Source organism: Lacticaseibacillus zeae DSM 20178 = KCTC 3804 (assembly GCF_000260435.1).
Taxonomy (GTDB): domain Bacteria; phylum Bacillota; class Bacilli; order Lactobacillales; family Lactobacillaceae; genus Lacticaseibacillus; species Lacticaseibacillus zeae.
In genome coordinates this window covers 19,900-34,561 of sequence record NZ_BACQ01000037.1, presented here as the reverse complement: position 1 = coordinate 34,561, position 14,662 = coordinate 19,900, and the positions used below count along the sequence as shown (strand labels likewise).

Below are 14,662 nucleotides of genomic sequence, written 5' to 3'. Positions count from 1 at the left end.
ATTTCGATATACTGAACTTGACCGTAACATGTTTCAAACCATGAGGAGTGTGAGCGATGTTAAAAGAATTCCAGAAATTCATCATGCGCGGTAACGTCTTGGATCTTGCTGTCGGGGTTATCATCGGGAGTGCTTTTACCGGCTTAGTCAAGTCTTTGACAAAGAATCTGATTAACCCGATTCTGTCCATGTTTGCCGGCAAAACCGATTTGAGCGGTTTGTCGTTCACGCTATTAGGTGCCAAGTTTACATACGGCAATTTTCTGAACGATGTGATCAACTTTTTGATCATTGCGTTTGTCGTCTTCTTAATCGTGCGCAGCGTCAATCGCTTCCTCCCGGCCAAGCCGGCAAAACCAGTTGGCCCGACACAAACCGAATTGCTTGAAGAAATTCGCGATCTCTTGAAGGACCAGGATGCTAAGACTAAAGATTAACGGCTGATCATATGAGCATTCGTTAGTAGAACAAAAACCGGTTCAGGTGAGTTACAAAAAGCTCACTTGAACCGGTTTTTTGGTCTTCACTATTATTCTGCAAAAAGTGTCTCAATTGAGTCGCTGCCAAACGTACTTAAACCATTTGATGAGCAGCACTCCGATCCAAATCACCGGGGCAGTCAAAACCAGAAATAACTGAAAAGCAAATCTAACGATGACTGCACCGACACGATCCATACCGCCGCTTTCTAGTATTGATGCCATGACAGGCGTGGTACTGTAAATGAAATTCTGATAGACATTCATGTCCTTTTTCATTTCTGCGACGTAATCTTTGGTCGATCGGCCAGTCGCCGCCAATCGTTGCGCATTACGTTCGATTTTATCGAGAAAATTCGGTGCCGCGCCTAACCAGCTTACTAATAAATAAACGTCGCCGAGTGTCAATCCGAAATTAAGTCCACTCGTCTTTTTCAAGTGGAAAAATAGCGTTAATAAGGCATATGCCGCAAATAATCTGATCCGTTTTTGCATAGTCAACAATCCTATCTCTGACATCAAGGCTGCACAGGTCCATATTTTTGCTATTAGCATACGCCAAAAGACATCATCATGCTGCTTATTCCAAGTGGATCGCTAAAACACCATGTTCGGCTTCCTGCTGTTTCGAATAAATCCGGTAAGTATCGCTAACCATCTTAGCCACCGAATCAGTTGAGGCGCTGCCTACGACGATTCCTTGATAATGATCATACAACTGCACGAAACTGGCGAATTTTTCAAGTTTAGCAACCTGTTTGCTTAATCGCTGTTGTGTCGTCAAATCTTCAAAGACAATCGGGTCGCCCACCCGTAACTGTTGGCGTTTTTGGTCATTCAATCTGATTTCGATAGTTTTACTACCTTCTCGTACCAGCTCAAATTGTTCATGCGTGAGCCCCATTTTCATATCCCCAGTGCTCCTTCATTTTAAAAAATGGTCGCACGCCATTACGCGTACGCCCACCTTTTGAATTCAGACAATGGTGTTCACTTAACGGCTTACAATTAATACTGCCGCTTACCGCCTTGATAAACCTGCTTATCTTTTTGTTGGAAAGCCTTCACATCGGCCATTGGATCGTTTTCCAAGACCAAGAAGTCTGCAAACTTGCCTTTTTCAAGCGTACCATATTGGTCGTCAACGCCCATCAACTTGGTGCCATTAACCGACGTCGAAAAGGCTTCAAACGGTGTCATACCTTGCTCAACCATTAATTGCAGTTCAACCGGCGCCATGGTGAAGTCATTGAATGGCGTGCCGGCATCGGTGCCTAATGTCAACGGTACCCCACGATGAAAGGCATGCATGATGTTCTTGTACAGGTCATCTAACGCATCCGCAGCTTTTTTAACTTCCCAATCCGGAATCTTACCCTTGGCAAATGTTGGAATTGCCCAGTCGGCCACAAGCGTTGGGGTTAAGTATGTGCCTTGCTTTAACATGAGATCGATTTCTTCATCATTTACATAAAAACCATGTTCAACTGAATCAACCCCGGCCTGAATGGCATTCATAATGCCGGGATTGCCTTCAGCATGCGCCGCAACAATCTGACCTTTATGATGCGCCTCTTCAACCGCAACATGCATTTCTGCCACACTCAGCTGCGGATCATCCATAAAGTCGTTAGGGGTCATAACCCCACCGGTTGCAATCACCTTAATGGCCTTAGCACCTTTTTTCAATGCGGTCCGAACCGCCTTGCGCATCTCATCCGGCGAATCAACAACATAGGCTGCATTTGGCATGTCGCCATGACCACCTGTCATTGAAAAGAATTTACCAGATGGCATGATTTGCGGTACCTGTTTTAGTTGACCCTGGTCTTTCAATGCCTTCAGCGCAATGTCGATGTCAAAGCTACTGCCACATTCACGAACATAAGTAACACCGGACTTTAATAGCTGATGTAAATGATCAACAGCACCAACTGTTGAAGCTACGACACCGCGACTGGTACCGCCATCGCCGGTTGAAGGATCCATTGTGATATGTGTATGGACATTAGTTAGTCCGGGCGTCACGTATTGACCACCGAGATCTACCGTTTTGTTTGCCGAAGGAGCCTGTCCACTCCCTACTTCAGCAACTTTACCAGTGTCATCAACCGTGAACCAGGCATCTTTAAGAATTTTTTCTGAAGTACCAGTAAATAAAGAACAATTTGTAAAAGTTGTTGCCATCATAAAACCTCCATTCGTTAATTCTGATTGTCCAGCGTACCTGGACTATTGTGCCTTTGGCTGTGCATACGCCCGTAAAAGTTGAATTAAGTAAGCCACGCCTTGCTGATAATCATGTAACCGAATATTCTCATTAGGCGCATGTGGTCCTGATCCGGCGTAATTCACCCCAATTAAAATAACCGGTAAATGCAACGCATCAACAAAAAATTTAGCCGGACCACCGCCAGGCATCATTGGGACGAAGCGGACTTTGCCGGCACTGTATACCTGCTCGGCGACACTTTTTGCCAGTTGCAAATGCGGGTCATTGAGATCGGAGTGGAACGCATCCTCGCCAAGATTATAGTGTAACTGCACATCGGAAAAGCCGTTTTTATCCAACTGCGCCTGGATGAGCTGGGCAATTTTCTTGGGATCCTGTCCTGGCAATAACCGACAATCAAGCTTAGCCTTGGCTTCCTTCGGGATAATTGTTTTAACCCCTTCACCTTCATAGCCGGCGGAAAGGCCATTAATTGTAATAGTGGGCGCCGTGACAGCGGCACGTTTGGGATCATCACTTGTAAATGGTCGTTTAAGGCCATATGTTTTTTTAATCTTGTCACCATCAAAATCCATGTCGGCAATCGCATTCTCCGATGCTTCGTCCAACGGCTTGATGCCGTCGTAAAAGCCATCGACGAGGACGCGGTGCTGGTCATCCGTTAACGATGACAAGGCACGAACCAAGCGCCAAGCAGCGTTGTCAATATAGGCAGCCAGTGAAGAATGAATGTCAGCATCAGCCGTTTTGACGTGAAGATCAAACGAAACAATTCCTTTAAGACCAGCAATAACCTGAAAATGATCAGCTTCGTTCTTGCCGCCGGTTTCCCAGATGCACGCATCCGCCGTCAAGCGGTCGCGATGAGCCTTGACGTAATCCCCAACGTGCGGACTGCCGACTTCTTCGCCACCTTCGATGAAGAACTTAATATTCACCGGAAATCCACCATGATCCTTCATCCAATGCAGTGCCGTCAATCGATACATCAACTCGCCTTTATCATCAGCCACGCCGCGCGCAATGAGTTTACCGTCTACAACAGTTGGCTCAAACGGTTCGGTTCGCCATTCTGCCAGGGGTTCCGGCGGCTGAACATCGTAGTGATTGTAGAACAGGACTGTTTGGTCAGAGTTCCCCTTTAGTTCCGCAAAGACGACTGGATTGCCACCTTGGTCAGTCCACTCCTCAACCGTGTCGGCATTTAAATCTTTAAATGCCTGTTTCACCCAATCGACTGTTTTGCGGATGCCTTTGTTTTGGGCTGAAATCGTTGGAATGCGTAAATAGCCTTCCAAAGATGGCAAATAAGCTAGCGCAAACTCTTCGATCGATTTTTGTTCGTTCATCAAGCCGCCTCCTTATGATGTTATTAATTTTCAATATAGTTCTCATTCATAAAGACGTCAACATCGTTTTATAATTTTAATCACATTTAAAAAAGTTGAATATTGGCAAATAAATCAGTGTGTCGGCGTTTTTGTTTATGCAAAAATGAGAGCCACACGCAAGAAGTTATTGGCATCAGCACAATTAAGGTTAAAGTATTCCCCATATTATAATCTTTTTATAATCTATAAATCGAATGGAGGATGCTTATGAATTTCTTAATTGCGTTTACAGTTGTCATGGTCTTTATGACAGTTGGCGAGTGGGTTGCCGCCGCCACTAGAGCCTTCATTCCATCTGTCTTCATCACTGCGGTTCTGTTCGTCATCGGTTTTTGGACCGTTTTACCTAAAAATGTTGTGGCAACGGCTTCTTTTGGCTCGGGATTCATCACCATTTGCATCGCGCTCTTGTTGGTTCATCTCGGAACGCTGATGAATCTGCGCGAGTTGCTGGCCCAGTGGAAGGCCGTTTGTATTGCATTGCTTGGCGTTTGCGGAACTTTACTGCTGACGTTAACATTGGGAACACTTATTTTTGACTGGAAAACCGTTGTCGCTGCGGTACCACCGTTAACTGGCGGACTCGTTTCTGCTTTACTTATGTCCAGTGGGTTGAAGGCTCAAGGCTTGACAACGTTGGTCGCCTTACCGGTTGCGATGTTCGTCATCCATTCAGTCGTTGGCTATCCCCTAACCTCCGTATTGTTGAAGCAGGAAAGTCACCGACTCCTTAAGCAATTCCGCGCTAACGGTAGCAAGCTGGATCCATCCATTCCCAAAATGCGCCGCGGCGCTGAAGAAAAAGGGGATAACCGTCCAAAAATGATGAAACTACCTACCCCATATCAAACCAGTGCTTTCATCATGGCGCGGGTTGCCCTTGTCGGCTTACTGGCGATGGGCTTTGGCACTTTAACCCACAATGTCATTAATTCAAATGTGGTTTGCCTGATCTTTGGCGTCATTGCCCACCAAATCGGTTTTCTGGAAGATAATGCGTTAAATAAAGCGGGCGTCTTTAATTGGCTGATGTACGGCCTGCTTGCTTATGTCTTCGGTCAACTCAGCGCAACCACCCCCGCTGTTCTGGCCAGCATTGTGCTGCAAATCGCAGTGCTCATTGTTTTAGGGGTTCTAGGCATGTTCTTAGCATCCCGAGTATTGGCTAAGCCATTCGGGATGTCGTGGCAGATGGCCTTTTCATGCTCGTTGACGGCGCTGTTCGGGTTTCCTGCCGATTATATCTTGACTTCCGAAGTGGCCAGCGCGGTTGCCACTACTGAAGATGAGGAAGAATACTTAACACAACAAATGATGCCAAAGATGTTAGTTGGCGGATTCGCCACGGTCTCGGTCGCATCCGTCATTATCGCGACGATCTTCCTAAAGCTGCTTTAACGCCGGCACTTTGAAGATTGATGACACATATGGACGACAACTTTATCTCAGGATAACAAAAGTGGCCGACATAACCAAAATTAAGGTTGTGCCGACCACTTTTAAAATGCTTATTTTGCTGAATATACCGCTTGCCGAAAAAGATGCCTCGACAAGCATCAAATCTTTTGAATTATTTTGTAAACCGATTCTCAAACAACGGCGTAACGGAACGGTTCTCCTGAATCCGCATGATGGCGCGGCCCATCAACGGTCCCACGGAAACAACGTCGAGTTTGTCCATGTGCTTGTCAGCTGGCAAATTGATTGAGTCGGTGACAACGACTTTTTCAATGGCCGAGTGGGTCAAGCGTTCAACCGCCGGGCCAGAGAAAATGGCGTGGGTTGCGGCCACCAAAACTTCGGTTGCGCCGGCATCTTTCAAGGCTTGAGCCGCTAGCGTAATCGTGCCGGCAGTATCGATCATATCGTCGATGATGATGCATTGCTTCCCGGTTACGTTACCGACAATGTTCATGACCTCGGCAACGTTTGGTCGCGGACGCCGCTTGTCGATAATGGCAATGGGCGCTTTAAGGAATTCCGCTAACTTACGAGCGCGGGTAACCCCGCCATGATCGGGTGAAACCACAACGGTGTCGGCACCGTCATAATGATTACGCAAGAAGTAGTCAGCCAACAAAGGCGCGCCCACAAGGTGATCCACCGGAATATCGAAGAAGCCTTGAATTTGGGCAGCGTGCAAGTCAAGGGCCAGCACACGGGTCGCGCCCGCGCGTTCAAGCATGTTGGCTACCAGTTTTGCCGTAATCGGTTCACGTGAACGGGCTTTGCGATCCTGCCGCGCGTAACCGTAATAAGGCATCACGACATTGATGGTGTGGGCAGATGCCCGCCGCAACGCATCAATCATAATCAGCAATTCCATCAAGTTGTCATTCACTGGGCTGGATGTCGACTGGATCAGATAAACATCATCCCCACGAATACTTTCTTCGATGTTGATCTGAATCTCACCATCGCTAAAACGTTTCACTGAGGACTTCCCCAGCTTGACACCAACCTCAGCAGCAATTTTTTCTGCTAACGGCTTGTTCGAATTCAAGGCAAAAATCTTTAATCTCGGGTCACCGTATTGCTCAGACATATGTTCCTCCACGAAATATTATAGGCTGCGAAAAATTGTTCCACAAAGAGCTTAGCGGATTGACGAAAAAAAGCAAGCACATGAGACGAATTATAACCTAATTCCAATCTGGATCGTTCGCGACCGGCAAGCGTTTCCAGTAATCCTCTTTGGTCGTTTGCCGGGCACGGGCGATGGCCATAGCGTGAAACGGTACGTCTTTGGTAATGGTGGATCCAGCCGCGATAAAGCTGTGGTCTGCCACTTCAACCGGGGCAACAATATTCGAGTTAGAACCGATGAACGCATGATCGCCGATGGTACTTTCCCACTTTTTAACGCCGTCATAGTTGACGAATACCACGCCACAACCGACATTGATGTCAGTGCCGAGTGTTGCGTTGCCGACATATGTGAGATGACCAACCTTAGTACGCGCACCGATCTTGGCTTTCTTGATTTCCACAAAGTTGCCCAGATGAACATATTCGCCGATATCGGCATCCGGCCGCAAATGCGAGTTAGGGCCGATGTCACTGTGGGCACGCATGATGGCATGTTCGATCGTCGAACTCGTGACGGTCACATCATTTTCCAAAGTGGCATCGACGAGCTCGGAATGCGTACCAATGTGGCAATCTTCGCCGATGACGGTTTTACCTTTGAGATAGACGCCGGGTTCAATGACCGTGTCGGCACCAATTTGCACATCCGTGTCAATGTAGGTGGTTGCCGGATCGATTAAGGTAACCCCATTGCGCATATGCTGTTCGTTGATCCGTTGTTGCATGATGCGGGTCGCTTTGGCCAATGCAACGCGGTCATTAACGCCTAACGATTCGGTATAATCCGGCATTTGATAAGCTGCCACCTTTTCACCGGCTTCACGCAAAATGCCGAGAACATCCGGCAGATAATATTCGCCTTGGGCATTGTCGTTCTTGACCTGATGCAAAGCCTTAAACAGCGCCTGATTATCAAAAACGTAAACGCCTGTGTTGATTTCGGAAATAAGCGCCTCTTCCGGGGTGGCGTCTTTTTGCTCGACGTTCTTGATGACATTGCCGTCAGCGTCGCGAATAATCCGGCCATAACCCGTCGGATCAGGAGCATTGGCCGTCAAAATAGTGGCCTTAGCCCCTTTGGCTTCATGATAGGCAAATAAATCATTTAACGTCTTCGCGGTAAACAATGGCGTGTCCCCACTGATAATCAGTGTGGCACCGTCTTTTTGCCCTAATAAAGGCTCAGCCTGCAAAACCGCATGGCCAGTACCAAGTTGCTCTTCTTGTAAAACGAATTTAGTCCGGTCACCAAGCGTTTTCTCAACTGCTTCGGCACCGTGGCCCACGATCGTCACAATGGCGTCCGGATGAATCGCCTCAACCTGACTCACCACATGTTCAACCATGCTCTTACCACAAACCGGCTGTAAAACTTTATAATACTTCGATTTCATCCGCGTCCCTTTACCGGCCGCAAGAATGATGGTGAATTTCTTTGACATGCTAAAGCTCCATTCCTAATTGTCTTATTTCATAATAGACCAGCGCGGCAAGGGAGACAACATGTAGAGCGTGAACCGGCGCGGTTAGAAGTCGGAGTATAAGTGGCCTTGGGCGTGATGGCCCGGGCTTAGGCCATCGCGCCCAAGGTCCTTATACGCAGACTTCTGCGCCGGTGAGCGCGTTTTGTATCGGAAAACTCAGGCCCGAGCTTGGCCATTGCGACTGAGGACCTTACACGCAGACTTCTGCGCTTGCGAACGCGTTTGAGAGAGCCGCAGAGAACGCGAGTAACTTTTAACGTCATGTTTCTGCAAGGTTACCCAAACCCAGTGAACACTGTTTTGCAACTGAACCCCTTTCCACACCCTAAAAGCCCAAACAAAAACAGACCCGCCTCACGACGGATCTGCCTACAAAACTACCCTTACTGCTCATTCTCAGCCGCACGTTGCTTAACATCATCTGACACTTTTAACGTACTAATCTGGGTCGTATCCGCCCAAGCATCATAGAAGAACCGATAATGCCGAGTGATCGTTTCCCAAATGAAGTTGAGAATAAACAATATTGCCAAAATGCCGAAAAATCCCAGCGCAGCAAGATTGATTTCGGTTCGCTGTCCCTCTCCAAAATACTCGATGAGAAAGTTGCTGAACCCAATTAAACTTGAATAGGCCACACCATATAGCAAGCCTTCCCGCAACAGTAGCCGCCAAAAACCAACTGGGCGGCCATCTGTGCGAACAATTCTAATCCGAACCAGGCTCTTGCCGAGGGTCTGCCCGTCATTAAAGGCAGGCCAGATAACGAAAACAAAAAGCAGTGGCAACACCATTTCGCTCAAGAAATCCGGTAACTGCGCTAACCCCAGCAAATGGAATAAGAACCTGATCATCAAGCCGACGATGGTGCTTAATATTATAAAATCAATGAAAAAGGCCACCAGACGGCGCATTAATGTCACTCGAACACCGCGCACCTGACTTTTAGCATCCATCGTATCCCGAGATGGCAACGCCTGCATGAAAATCGGGGCCAAAACACCGCCGATCAAGCCGCCAGTGGTGTTAAGAATCAAATCATCCACATCAAACAGTCGATACGGCCGCGGATAGAAGCCATACAGCCCTGACAACTGGGTCAGTTCAAAGAAAAGACTCAAGCCAAAGCTCATCATGATGATCTGCGGCACACTGCGCTTAAAATAATAGCGCAGATAAAAACCAAATGGGATCGTCAAAACGACGTTAAAGAAGGGTTGGATAAACGCGGATTGTTTCAACGCCGCCAACCACGTGTGCGGGTTGGTTGGGGAAAAGACCGTCGTGTGAATAAAGTAGCGTAACGCCATGAATGGGGTCAGATTATATTTTGGCCCGGTAAACTGCGCAACTGCCTCGCGTGACGGAAGCGGTAGGATAATCAAGAAATAAGCCGATAGCAGGTAAAATATGAACGAATAGATCACGATCGCCCGCCACCAGCTAAACGCACCGTAGCGCCGATAAACAATCACCAGAAACGGTAGCGCAAGCACCAATGCTAAAAACGGAAACGTGACCAGTGCCGTTTTAACCGGCCCGAGGTAAGCACTCATTGATGGCTCACCTCAAGCAACTGCTGATTCTGACTAAGAAAGTTCCCGGCAGTGGCATGAAGGGTGTTTGCCTTGGTGTCGACCTTATCAACCCGAATCAGTGATGTATATTCATTGACCATCCGATCGCCATCAAACTTGCCTTCCGCAAAGACGGTGATGCCGACCATTTCAGCATTGAATTCGTCAATCAACGCCTTCATGCCATTGACCGTGCCGCCACCTTTCATGAAGTCGTCGACAATCAGTACCCGCGAATTTGCCGGAAGACTGCGCTTACTCAGCTCCATTTTCTCGATCCGGGCCGATGATCCGGAGACATAGTTGACCGAGACTGTCGAGCCTTCAGTAATCTTGGAATCGCGCCGCACGATGACGAACGGCACATTCAGATACTGACTGACACTTTGGGCAATGGGGATGCCTTTAGTCGCAACGGTCATCACCGCGTCGACCTTGGCATCACGATACTGGGTGGCAATCAACCGGCCAATTTGCCGCAACACACTTGGCGTTCCGAGCAAGTCCGAAAGATAAACATAGCCACCTGGCAAAAGGCGATCGGTTTCCGACAGCCGCTTAGCCATAGCAGCAATAAACTTCTCTGCCTCATCTTCCCCCATGATCGGGATGTACCGCACACCGCCTGCCGCTCCCGGAACCGTTTCAAGAATCCCGGTTTGCCGTTGCGCAAAGGTCCGTCTTACAATCGCCAGATCTTCACTAATCGAGGATTTGGCACTTTCATACCGTTTAGAAAAAAAAGTCAGCGGTATCAGCGTATGCGGCCGTTCTAACAAGTACCGGGTCATATCGATCAAGCGATCACTGCGTCTTACTTTCATTTATTCCGCTCCTAACTCCGAATATTTAGCCTTATGCTAACATTCCGTGATAATCTTACCCAGTATAAATGCTTTTGCCGAAAATTTCGACCCTTTAACTCGATTTTCTCACCGAACGTTCGCATTTGTTCATTTTTACACCTGCCGCCTCGCGAGTCGTATCAGTGGCCTCCCACCCAATTCTATATTAGAATGGTTACAAAGAAGGGTGGGGAAAAGTATGAATGCTTTTGAATTACACCACATGACTTTTGCGCCAACAAAAACGGCTATCCTGAATGATATCAATCTGGACATTCCTTGGGGGATTGATCTTACCATTGCCGGGCATTCTGGGTCGGGTAAAAGTACCTTGCTGCGTTTGCTTGCTACGTTACTGACGCCGACAAGCGGCACGATTTTGTATAATGGCAAGCCTCAGTCTGATTACGATCCGATTCTTTATCGGCGGGAGGTATCTTATTGCGCCCAACAACCTGCCTTGTTTGGCGCCACCGTTGCCGACGATCTGCGTTTTCCGTTTGCGATTCGTAACACCGAGATGCCACGTGAACAGGCTGAAGCCGCCCTGGAAAGCGTCGATCTGGCTAAAACCATGCTTGACGCACCAACGCAAAACCTGTCCGGCGGTGAACGTCAGCGCGTTGCCTTATTGCGCCATCTGTTCTTTCCGCCTAAAGTTCTGCTGCTGGATGAAGTCACGACCGGATTGGATCCGGACACAAAAGCCGTGATTCACGACCTGTTGGACCGCCAAAACAAAAAGGGGATCACCCTCGTTAGCGTGACCCATGACGAAGGCGAACTGCACATGGCAAAGAACCTCATGACGTTGGTAGACGGCCAATTCGAGGAGGTGCCGACCGCATGAATAGTCAGTTAATTGTATCACCTCTGGCACTGCTACTGGCGCTTATCCTGGTGGTCATTGCGTTAACGATCAACTTAAAAGAAGAGTTGGGGATGACCAAAGACTTAATCGTTGGTGTCGTGCGCGCCGTCATCCAGCTAACTGTTGTCGGTTTTGTCTTGACCTATATTATTAAAGTCAACACGGTTTGGTTAACGTTAGCCATGGTCGCCATCATTATTTTCAACGCTGCGTGGAACGCCAAAAAGCGTGCCGGCACTATTCCCGACGCCTTTGTCACCAGCTTGCTCGCCGTCACCACAGCAACCGGGCTCACGCTGATCATGCTAGTCTCCGTCCGCGCCATTCGCTTCATTCCTGCCCAGATTGTGCCGATCAGCGGCATGATTGCCAGTAATGTCATGGTGGCAACCGGCTTGGCATATCGCAGTCTGAACACCGAATTCACGGATTTGCGCCCGCAAGTCCTTGAACGCCTGGCTTTAGGCGCCACCCTCAAACAGGCCAGTCAAAAGCTCATCGTCAATGCGATCAAAACCGGAATGGCGCCTACCATCGACTCGGCAAAAACAGTCGGACTCGTCAGCTTACCCGGCATGATGTCCGGTCTGATCTTTGCCGGCATCGATCCAACAAAAGCCATCATGTACCAGATCATGGTCACCTTCATGTTACTGGGTGCCACAAGCCTCGGCAGCTTCATTGCCGTTTATCGCAGTTATTCACGCTTTTATAATGAGCAAAAGCAGTTGCGGTAATCATCAGCTAGTTCGCATAGAATCAGCGTAAAAAGTTGCTGTAGAAGTAAAGTCAAATTACTTCTGCAGCAACTTTTTTAATTCCAAAATGCTGAGCGCTCAGTAAGGATTTTCCATCTTGTTATCCGGCAAGTAGGGACCGTATTCGACTTGAATAGTCGTGTGCGCGATGTCAAAACTCTCCCGCAACGACAGGCTCAAGGCGTCCAGAAAGGCGTCGTTGCCTTCCGGTGTCGTCCGAACCACATGGACCGTCAGCGCCACATCGGTTGTGCTAAGCGCCCAGATATGCAGGTCGTGACACGAAGCAACAGTCGGGTACGCATCGACCAGTGTCTTGACGGCAATCGGATCGATTTCCTTGGGAACAGCCGCCATGGCCAGGTTGACCGCATCCCGCAACAGGTTCCAAGTGCCAATCAAGACCACAATGGCAACCAGAATCGACATGACCGGATCAAGCCATTCCCAGCCTGTCAACATAATCAAACCCCCGGCTAACACAACGCCTAGCGAAACGCCGGCATCGGCTGCCATGTGCATGAACGCACCGCGAATATTCAAATCGTGCTGCGAGCCACTGTGGAAAAGTCCTGCGGTTGCGCCGTTGACCAAAATCCCCACACCGGCAACCAGCATCATCCAGCCGCCTTCAACCGGCGCATTTTGCGACAGCCGGGTAATCGCTTCGACAATGATCGCGCCCATTGCGACTAACAAAAAGGCGGCATTTGCCAAAGCGGCCAGAATCGATGAACTTTTGTAACCGTATGTACGCTGTACCGTCGGATGGCGATTCGACAGCCACTCGGAAAACCACGCCAACCCTAAGCCTAAAACATCGCTCATATTGTGTATCGCATCCGCAACCAATGCAACCGAACCGATCCCGATCCCAAAAGCAATTTCAGCAATAATATAAATCAGATTAAGCAGAATGCCCCAAAAAAATGCCTTGTTTGGCTGAACCTGTTCCATATCGTCAATGCCTCATTTCCTCATCCATCATGGTTTAGCGATCCCTAAAAATCAACCCCTAAGCCCACGACCATTTGCGGGCAGACAAAACGGCCGCAACAAATAAACCTCGCGGCAGAAGCCTTTCATGCTGTTGTAAACGCGCATCGCCCGCGAATGCTTCTGGCAAAGGCCAAACACGGTCGGGCCGCTGCCGGACATCTGGGCAATCTCGGCACCATACTTCTCTAACCGATGTTTAAGCGCCGTGATTTCGGGGTACCGACTAGCCGTAATTTTCTCCAAAGTATTCCCCATACCGCTGATCATTTGATTAAAATCATGATTCTGAATTCCAGCCACAACACGCTGGGTATCCGGATGCTCCAGCCCGGCTTGATAATCAATCGCGTTGAGGATAGTTGGGGTTGACACTGATACGCGCGGCTTAGCTAACACCACCCAAAAGTTGGGCAAACTTCCCAACGGTGTCACAACATCCCCACGTCCCGTAACCAACGACGTCTCAGAATAAACGCAGTACGGAACATCGCTATCCACACTCAGTCCAATCCGTGCCAATTGTGAACGACTATAACCTAACTCCCAAAGTGAATTCAGGCCGCGCAACACAGCAGCGGCATCACTTGATCCGCCACCCAGTCCAGCCGCAACCGGAATATGTTTTTCGATATGAATCCGCGCACCTTGGCGGATATTGGCATGACGTTGTAACGCCAGTGCCGCTTTATACGCCAGATTGCGCGGATCCTCCGGTAAAAAGCCGCTGTCCGTGGAAACCTTGATCGTGCGGCTCGGCTGAATCGTCACATAATCAGCCAAGTCGACTGATGTCATCACCATCTGCCACTCATGTTCGCCGTCAGCATGGCGATACAAGGCATCCAAACTGAGATTAATCTTGGCGGGTGCTTTTTCGATTAGTTCCATGCTAACCACCAGTCTTTGGCGATGCATACCCTTATAGCTACCAAAGTCTAGCTACAAGCGCCGTTGCATGCATCCACCGTATAGTTATTTTTAGTATACTGTTTTGCGTTGTGATTTTCATTGCCAGATTGTAAAAACGCCGTTAGAAGTTAACACCAAACAAAAGGCCGCGATGCAGTTTGCATCGCGGCCTCCCGAAATAAACGATTTAATCGTCGGTTACTATCTGAAATTATGACGCTTTCTCTTCGCCTTCGAAGGTGATCTTGATTGACTTGGTCAAAAGATCTGCGTAGCTGTAAGAGACACGCTCGAACGCATTCTCACTTTGGTCAAGATCGACCACAAAAATAGCCGGATAGGTTTCCTTCAAGGTCCCCCGCCGCCGCGTCACTTTCTTGCGTCCAGCTTGTGCAACGACCGTTAAGTTCTCACCGATTTTCCCATCGAGCTTCCGTTTGATGCTTGCTAGTGTGATTGGCATGCACTTCACCTCTTAAGTAGCATTCTATCACGAAAGCAAGAAATTTGCAATTATACCACGCACT

15 protein-coding genes are annotated in these 14,662 nt (G+C 48.5%); 4 read left to right on the top strand and 11 right to left on the bottom strand.

What is annotated here, in order from left to right; all coding sequences use genetic code 11:
- The first annotated feature begins 56 nt into the window (after positions 1–56).
- On the top strand, positions 57–437 hold the full coding sequence (gene mscL / locus GSO_RS08315) for a large-conductance mechanosensitive channel protein MscL (RefSeq protein ID WP_010490973.1): 381 nt from the start codon (positions 57–59) through the stop codon (positions 435–437).
- 111 nt (positions 438–548) lie between these two features.
- On the opposite strand, the gene GSO_RS08310 is transcribed toward mscL, so the two are convergent.
- The 4 genes from GSO_RS08310 to GSO_RS08295 form a co-directional block, all read right to left on the bottom strand.
- Positions 549–974 carry a hypothetical protein gene (locus GSO_RS08310; protein WP_010490972.1) on the bottom strand — a complete coding sequence of 142 codons (426 nt, stop codon included), beginning with the start codon at positions 972–974 and terminating at the stop codon, positions 549–551.
- Between the two features lie 85 nt (positions 975–1,059).
- Positions 1,060–1,389 (bottom strand): ASCH domain-containing protein, encoded by a 330-nt coding sequence (locus GSO_RS08305; protein WP_010490971.1) that lies wholly within the window; start codon positions 1,387–1,389, stop codon positions 1,060–1,062.
- Between the two features lie 98 nt (positions 1,390–1,487).
- Positions 1,488–2,666: a metal-dependent hydrolase family protein gene (locus tag GSO_RS08300; RefSeq protein ID WP_010490970.1), complete on the bottom strand. Its 1,179-nt coding sequence runs from the start codon at positions 2,664–2,666 to the stop codon at positions 1,488–1,490.
- Between the two features lie 45 nt (positions 2,667–2,711).
- On the bottom strand, positions 2,712–4,061 hold the full coding sequence (locus GSO_RS08295) for a M20 family metallopeptidase (protein ID WP_010490969.1): 1,350 nt from the start codon (positions 4,059–4,061) through the stop codon (positions 2,712–2,714).
- A 249-nt stretch (positions 4,062–4,310) separates the two neighbouring features.
- Here GSO_RS08295 and GSO_RS08290 point away from each other — a divergent pair, with 249 nt between their 5' ends.
- The gene (locus tag GSO_RS08290) at positions 4,311–5,501 is read left to right on the top strand and encodes a hypothetical protein (protein WP_010490968.1); all 1,191 of its coding nucleotides are present in this window, start codon (positions 4,311–4,313) and stop codon (positions 5,499–5,501) included.
- A 172-nt stretch (positions 5,502–5,673) separates the two neighbouring features.
- Here GSO_RS08290 and GSO_RS08285 read toward each other — a convergent pair whose 3' ends face one another.
- The 4 genes from GSO_RS08285 to purR all read right to left on the bottom strand — a co-directional run bounded on the left by GSO_RS08285 (position 5,674) and on the right by purR (position 10,577).
- Positions 5,674–6,648 carry a ribose-phosphate diphosphokinase gene (locus GSO_RS08285; protein WP_003567718.1) on the bottom strand — a complete coding sequence of 325 codons (975 nt, stop codon included), beginning with the start codon at positions 6,646–6,648 and terminating at the stop codon, positions 5,674–5,676.
- Positions 6,649–6,745: 97 nt separating this feature from the next.
- The gene (glmU, locus tag GSO_RS08280; RefSeq protein WP_010490965.1) at positions 6,746–8,134 is read right to left on the bottom strand and encodes a bifunctional UDP-N-acetylglucosamine diphosphorylase/glucosamine-1-phosphate N-acetyltransferase GlmU; all 1,389 of its coding nucleotides are present in this window, start codon (positions 8,132–8,134) and stop codon (positions 6,746–6,748) included.
- A gap of 425 nt (positions 8,135–8,559) precedes the next feature.
- Positions 8,560–9,732 (bottom strand): VanZ family protein, encoded by a 1,173-nt coding sequence (locus GSO_RS08275; RefSeq protein WP_010490964.1) that lies wholly within the window; start codon positions 9,730–9,732, stop codon positions 8,560–8,562.
- The gene (gene purR / locus GSO_RS08270) at positions 9,729–10,577 is read right to left on the bottom strand and encodes a pur operon repressor (RefSeq protein ID WP_010490963.1); all 849 of its coding nucleotides are present in this window, start codon (positions 10,575–10,577) and stop codon (positions 9,729–9,731) included. The genes GSO_RS08275 and purR overlap by 4 nt, the downstream gene beginning before the upstream one ends.
- A 220-nt stretch (positions 10,578–10,797) precedes the next feature.
- Here purR and GSO_RS08265 point away from each other — a divergent pair, with 220 nt between their 5' ends.
- Entirely contained in the window at positions 10,798–11,448 is a 651-nt protein-coding gene (locus tag GSO_RS08265) for an ABC transporter ATP-binding protein (protein WP_010490962.1), read from the top strand.
- Positions 11,445–12,206 (top strand): ABC transporter permease, encoded by a 762-nt coding sequence (locus tag GSO_RS08260; protein ID WP_010490961.1) that lies wholly within the window; start codon positions 11,445–11,447, stop codon positions 12,204–12,206. The genes GSO_RS08265 and GSO_RS08260 overlap by 4 nt, the downstream gene beginning before the upstream one ends.
- 99 nt (positions 12,207–12,305) lie before the next feature.
- On the opposite strand, the gene GSO_RS08255 is transcribed toward GSO_RS08260, so the two are convergent.
- From GSO_RS08255 to GSO_RS08245, 3 genes are all read right to left on the bottom strand, one after another.
- Positions 12,306–13,184, bottom strand: coding sequence for a cation diffusion facilitator family transporter (locus GSO_RS08255; protein ID WP_010490960.1), 879 nt, complete (start codon positions 13,182–13,184; stop codon positions 12,306–12,308).
- Between the two features lie 51 nt (positions 13,185–13,235).
- Positions 13,236–14,114, bottom strand: a complete 879-nt coding sequence (ispE, locus tag GSO_RS08250) for a 4-(cytidine 5'-diphospho)-2-C-methyl-D-erythritol kinase (protein WP_010490959.1) — start codon at positions 14,112–14,114, stop codon at positions 13,236–13,238.
- A 232-nt stretch (positions 14,115–14,346) separates the two neighbouring features.
- Positions 14,347–14,598: a Veg family protein gene (locus tag GSO_RS08245; RefSeq protein ID WP_010490958.1), complete on the bottom strand. Its 252-nt coding sequence runs from the start codon at positions 14,596–14,598 to the stop codon at positions 14,347–14,349.
- Positions 14,599–14,662: the final 64 nt, after the last annotated feature.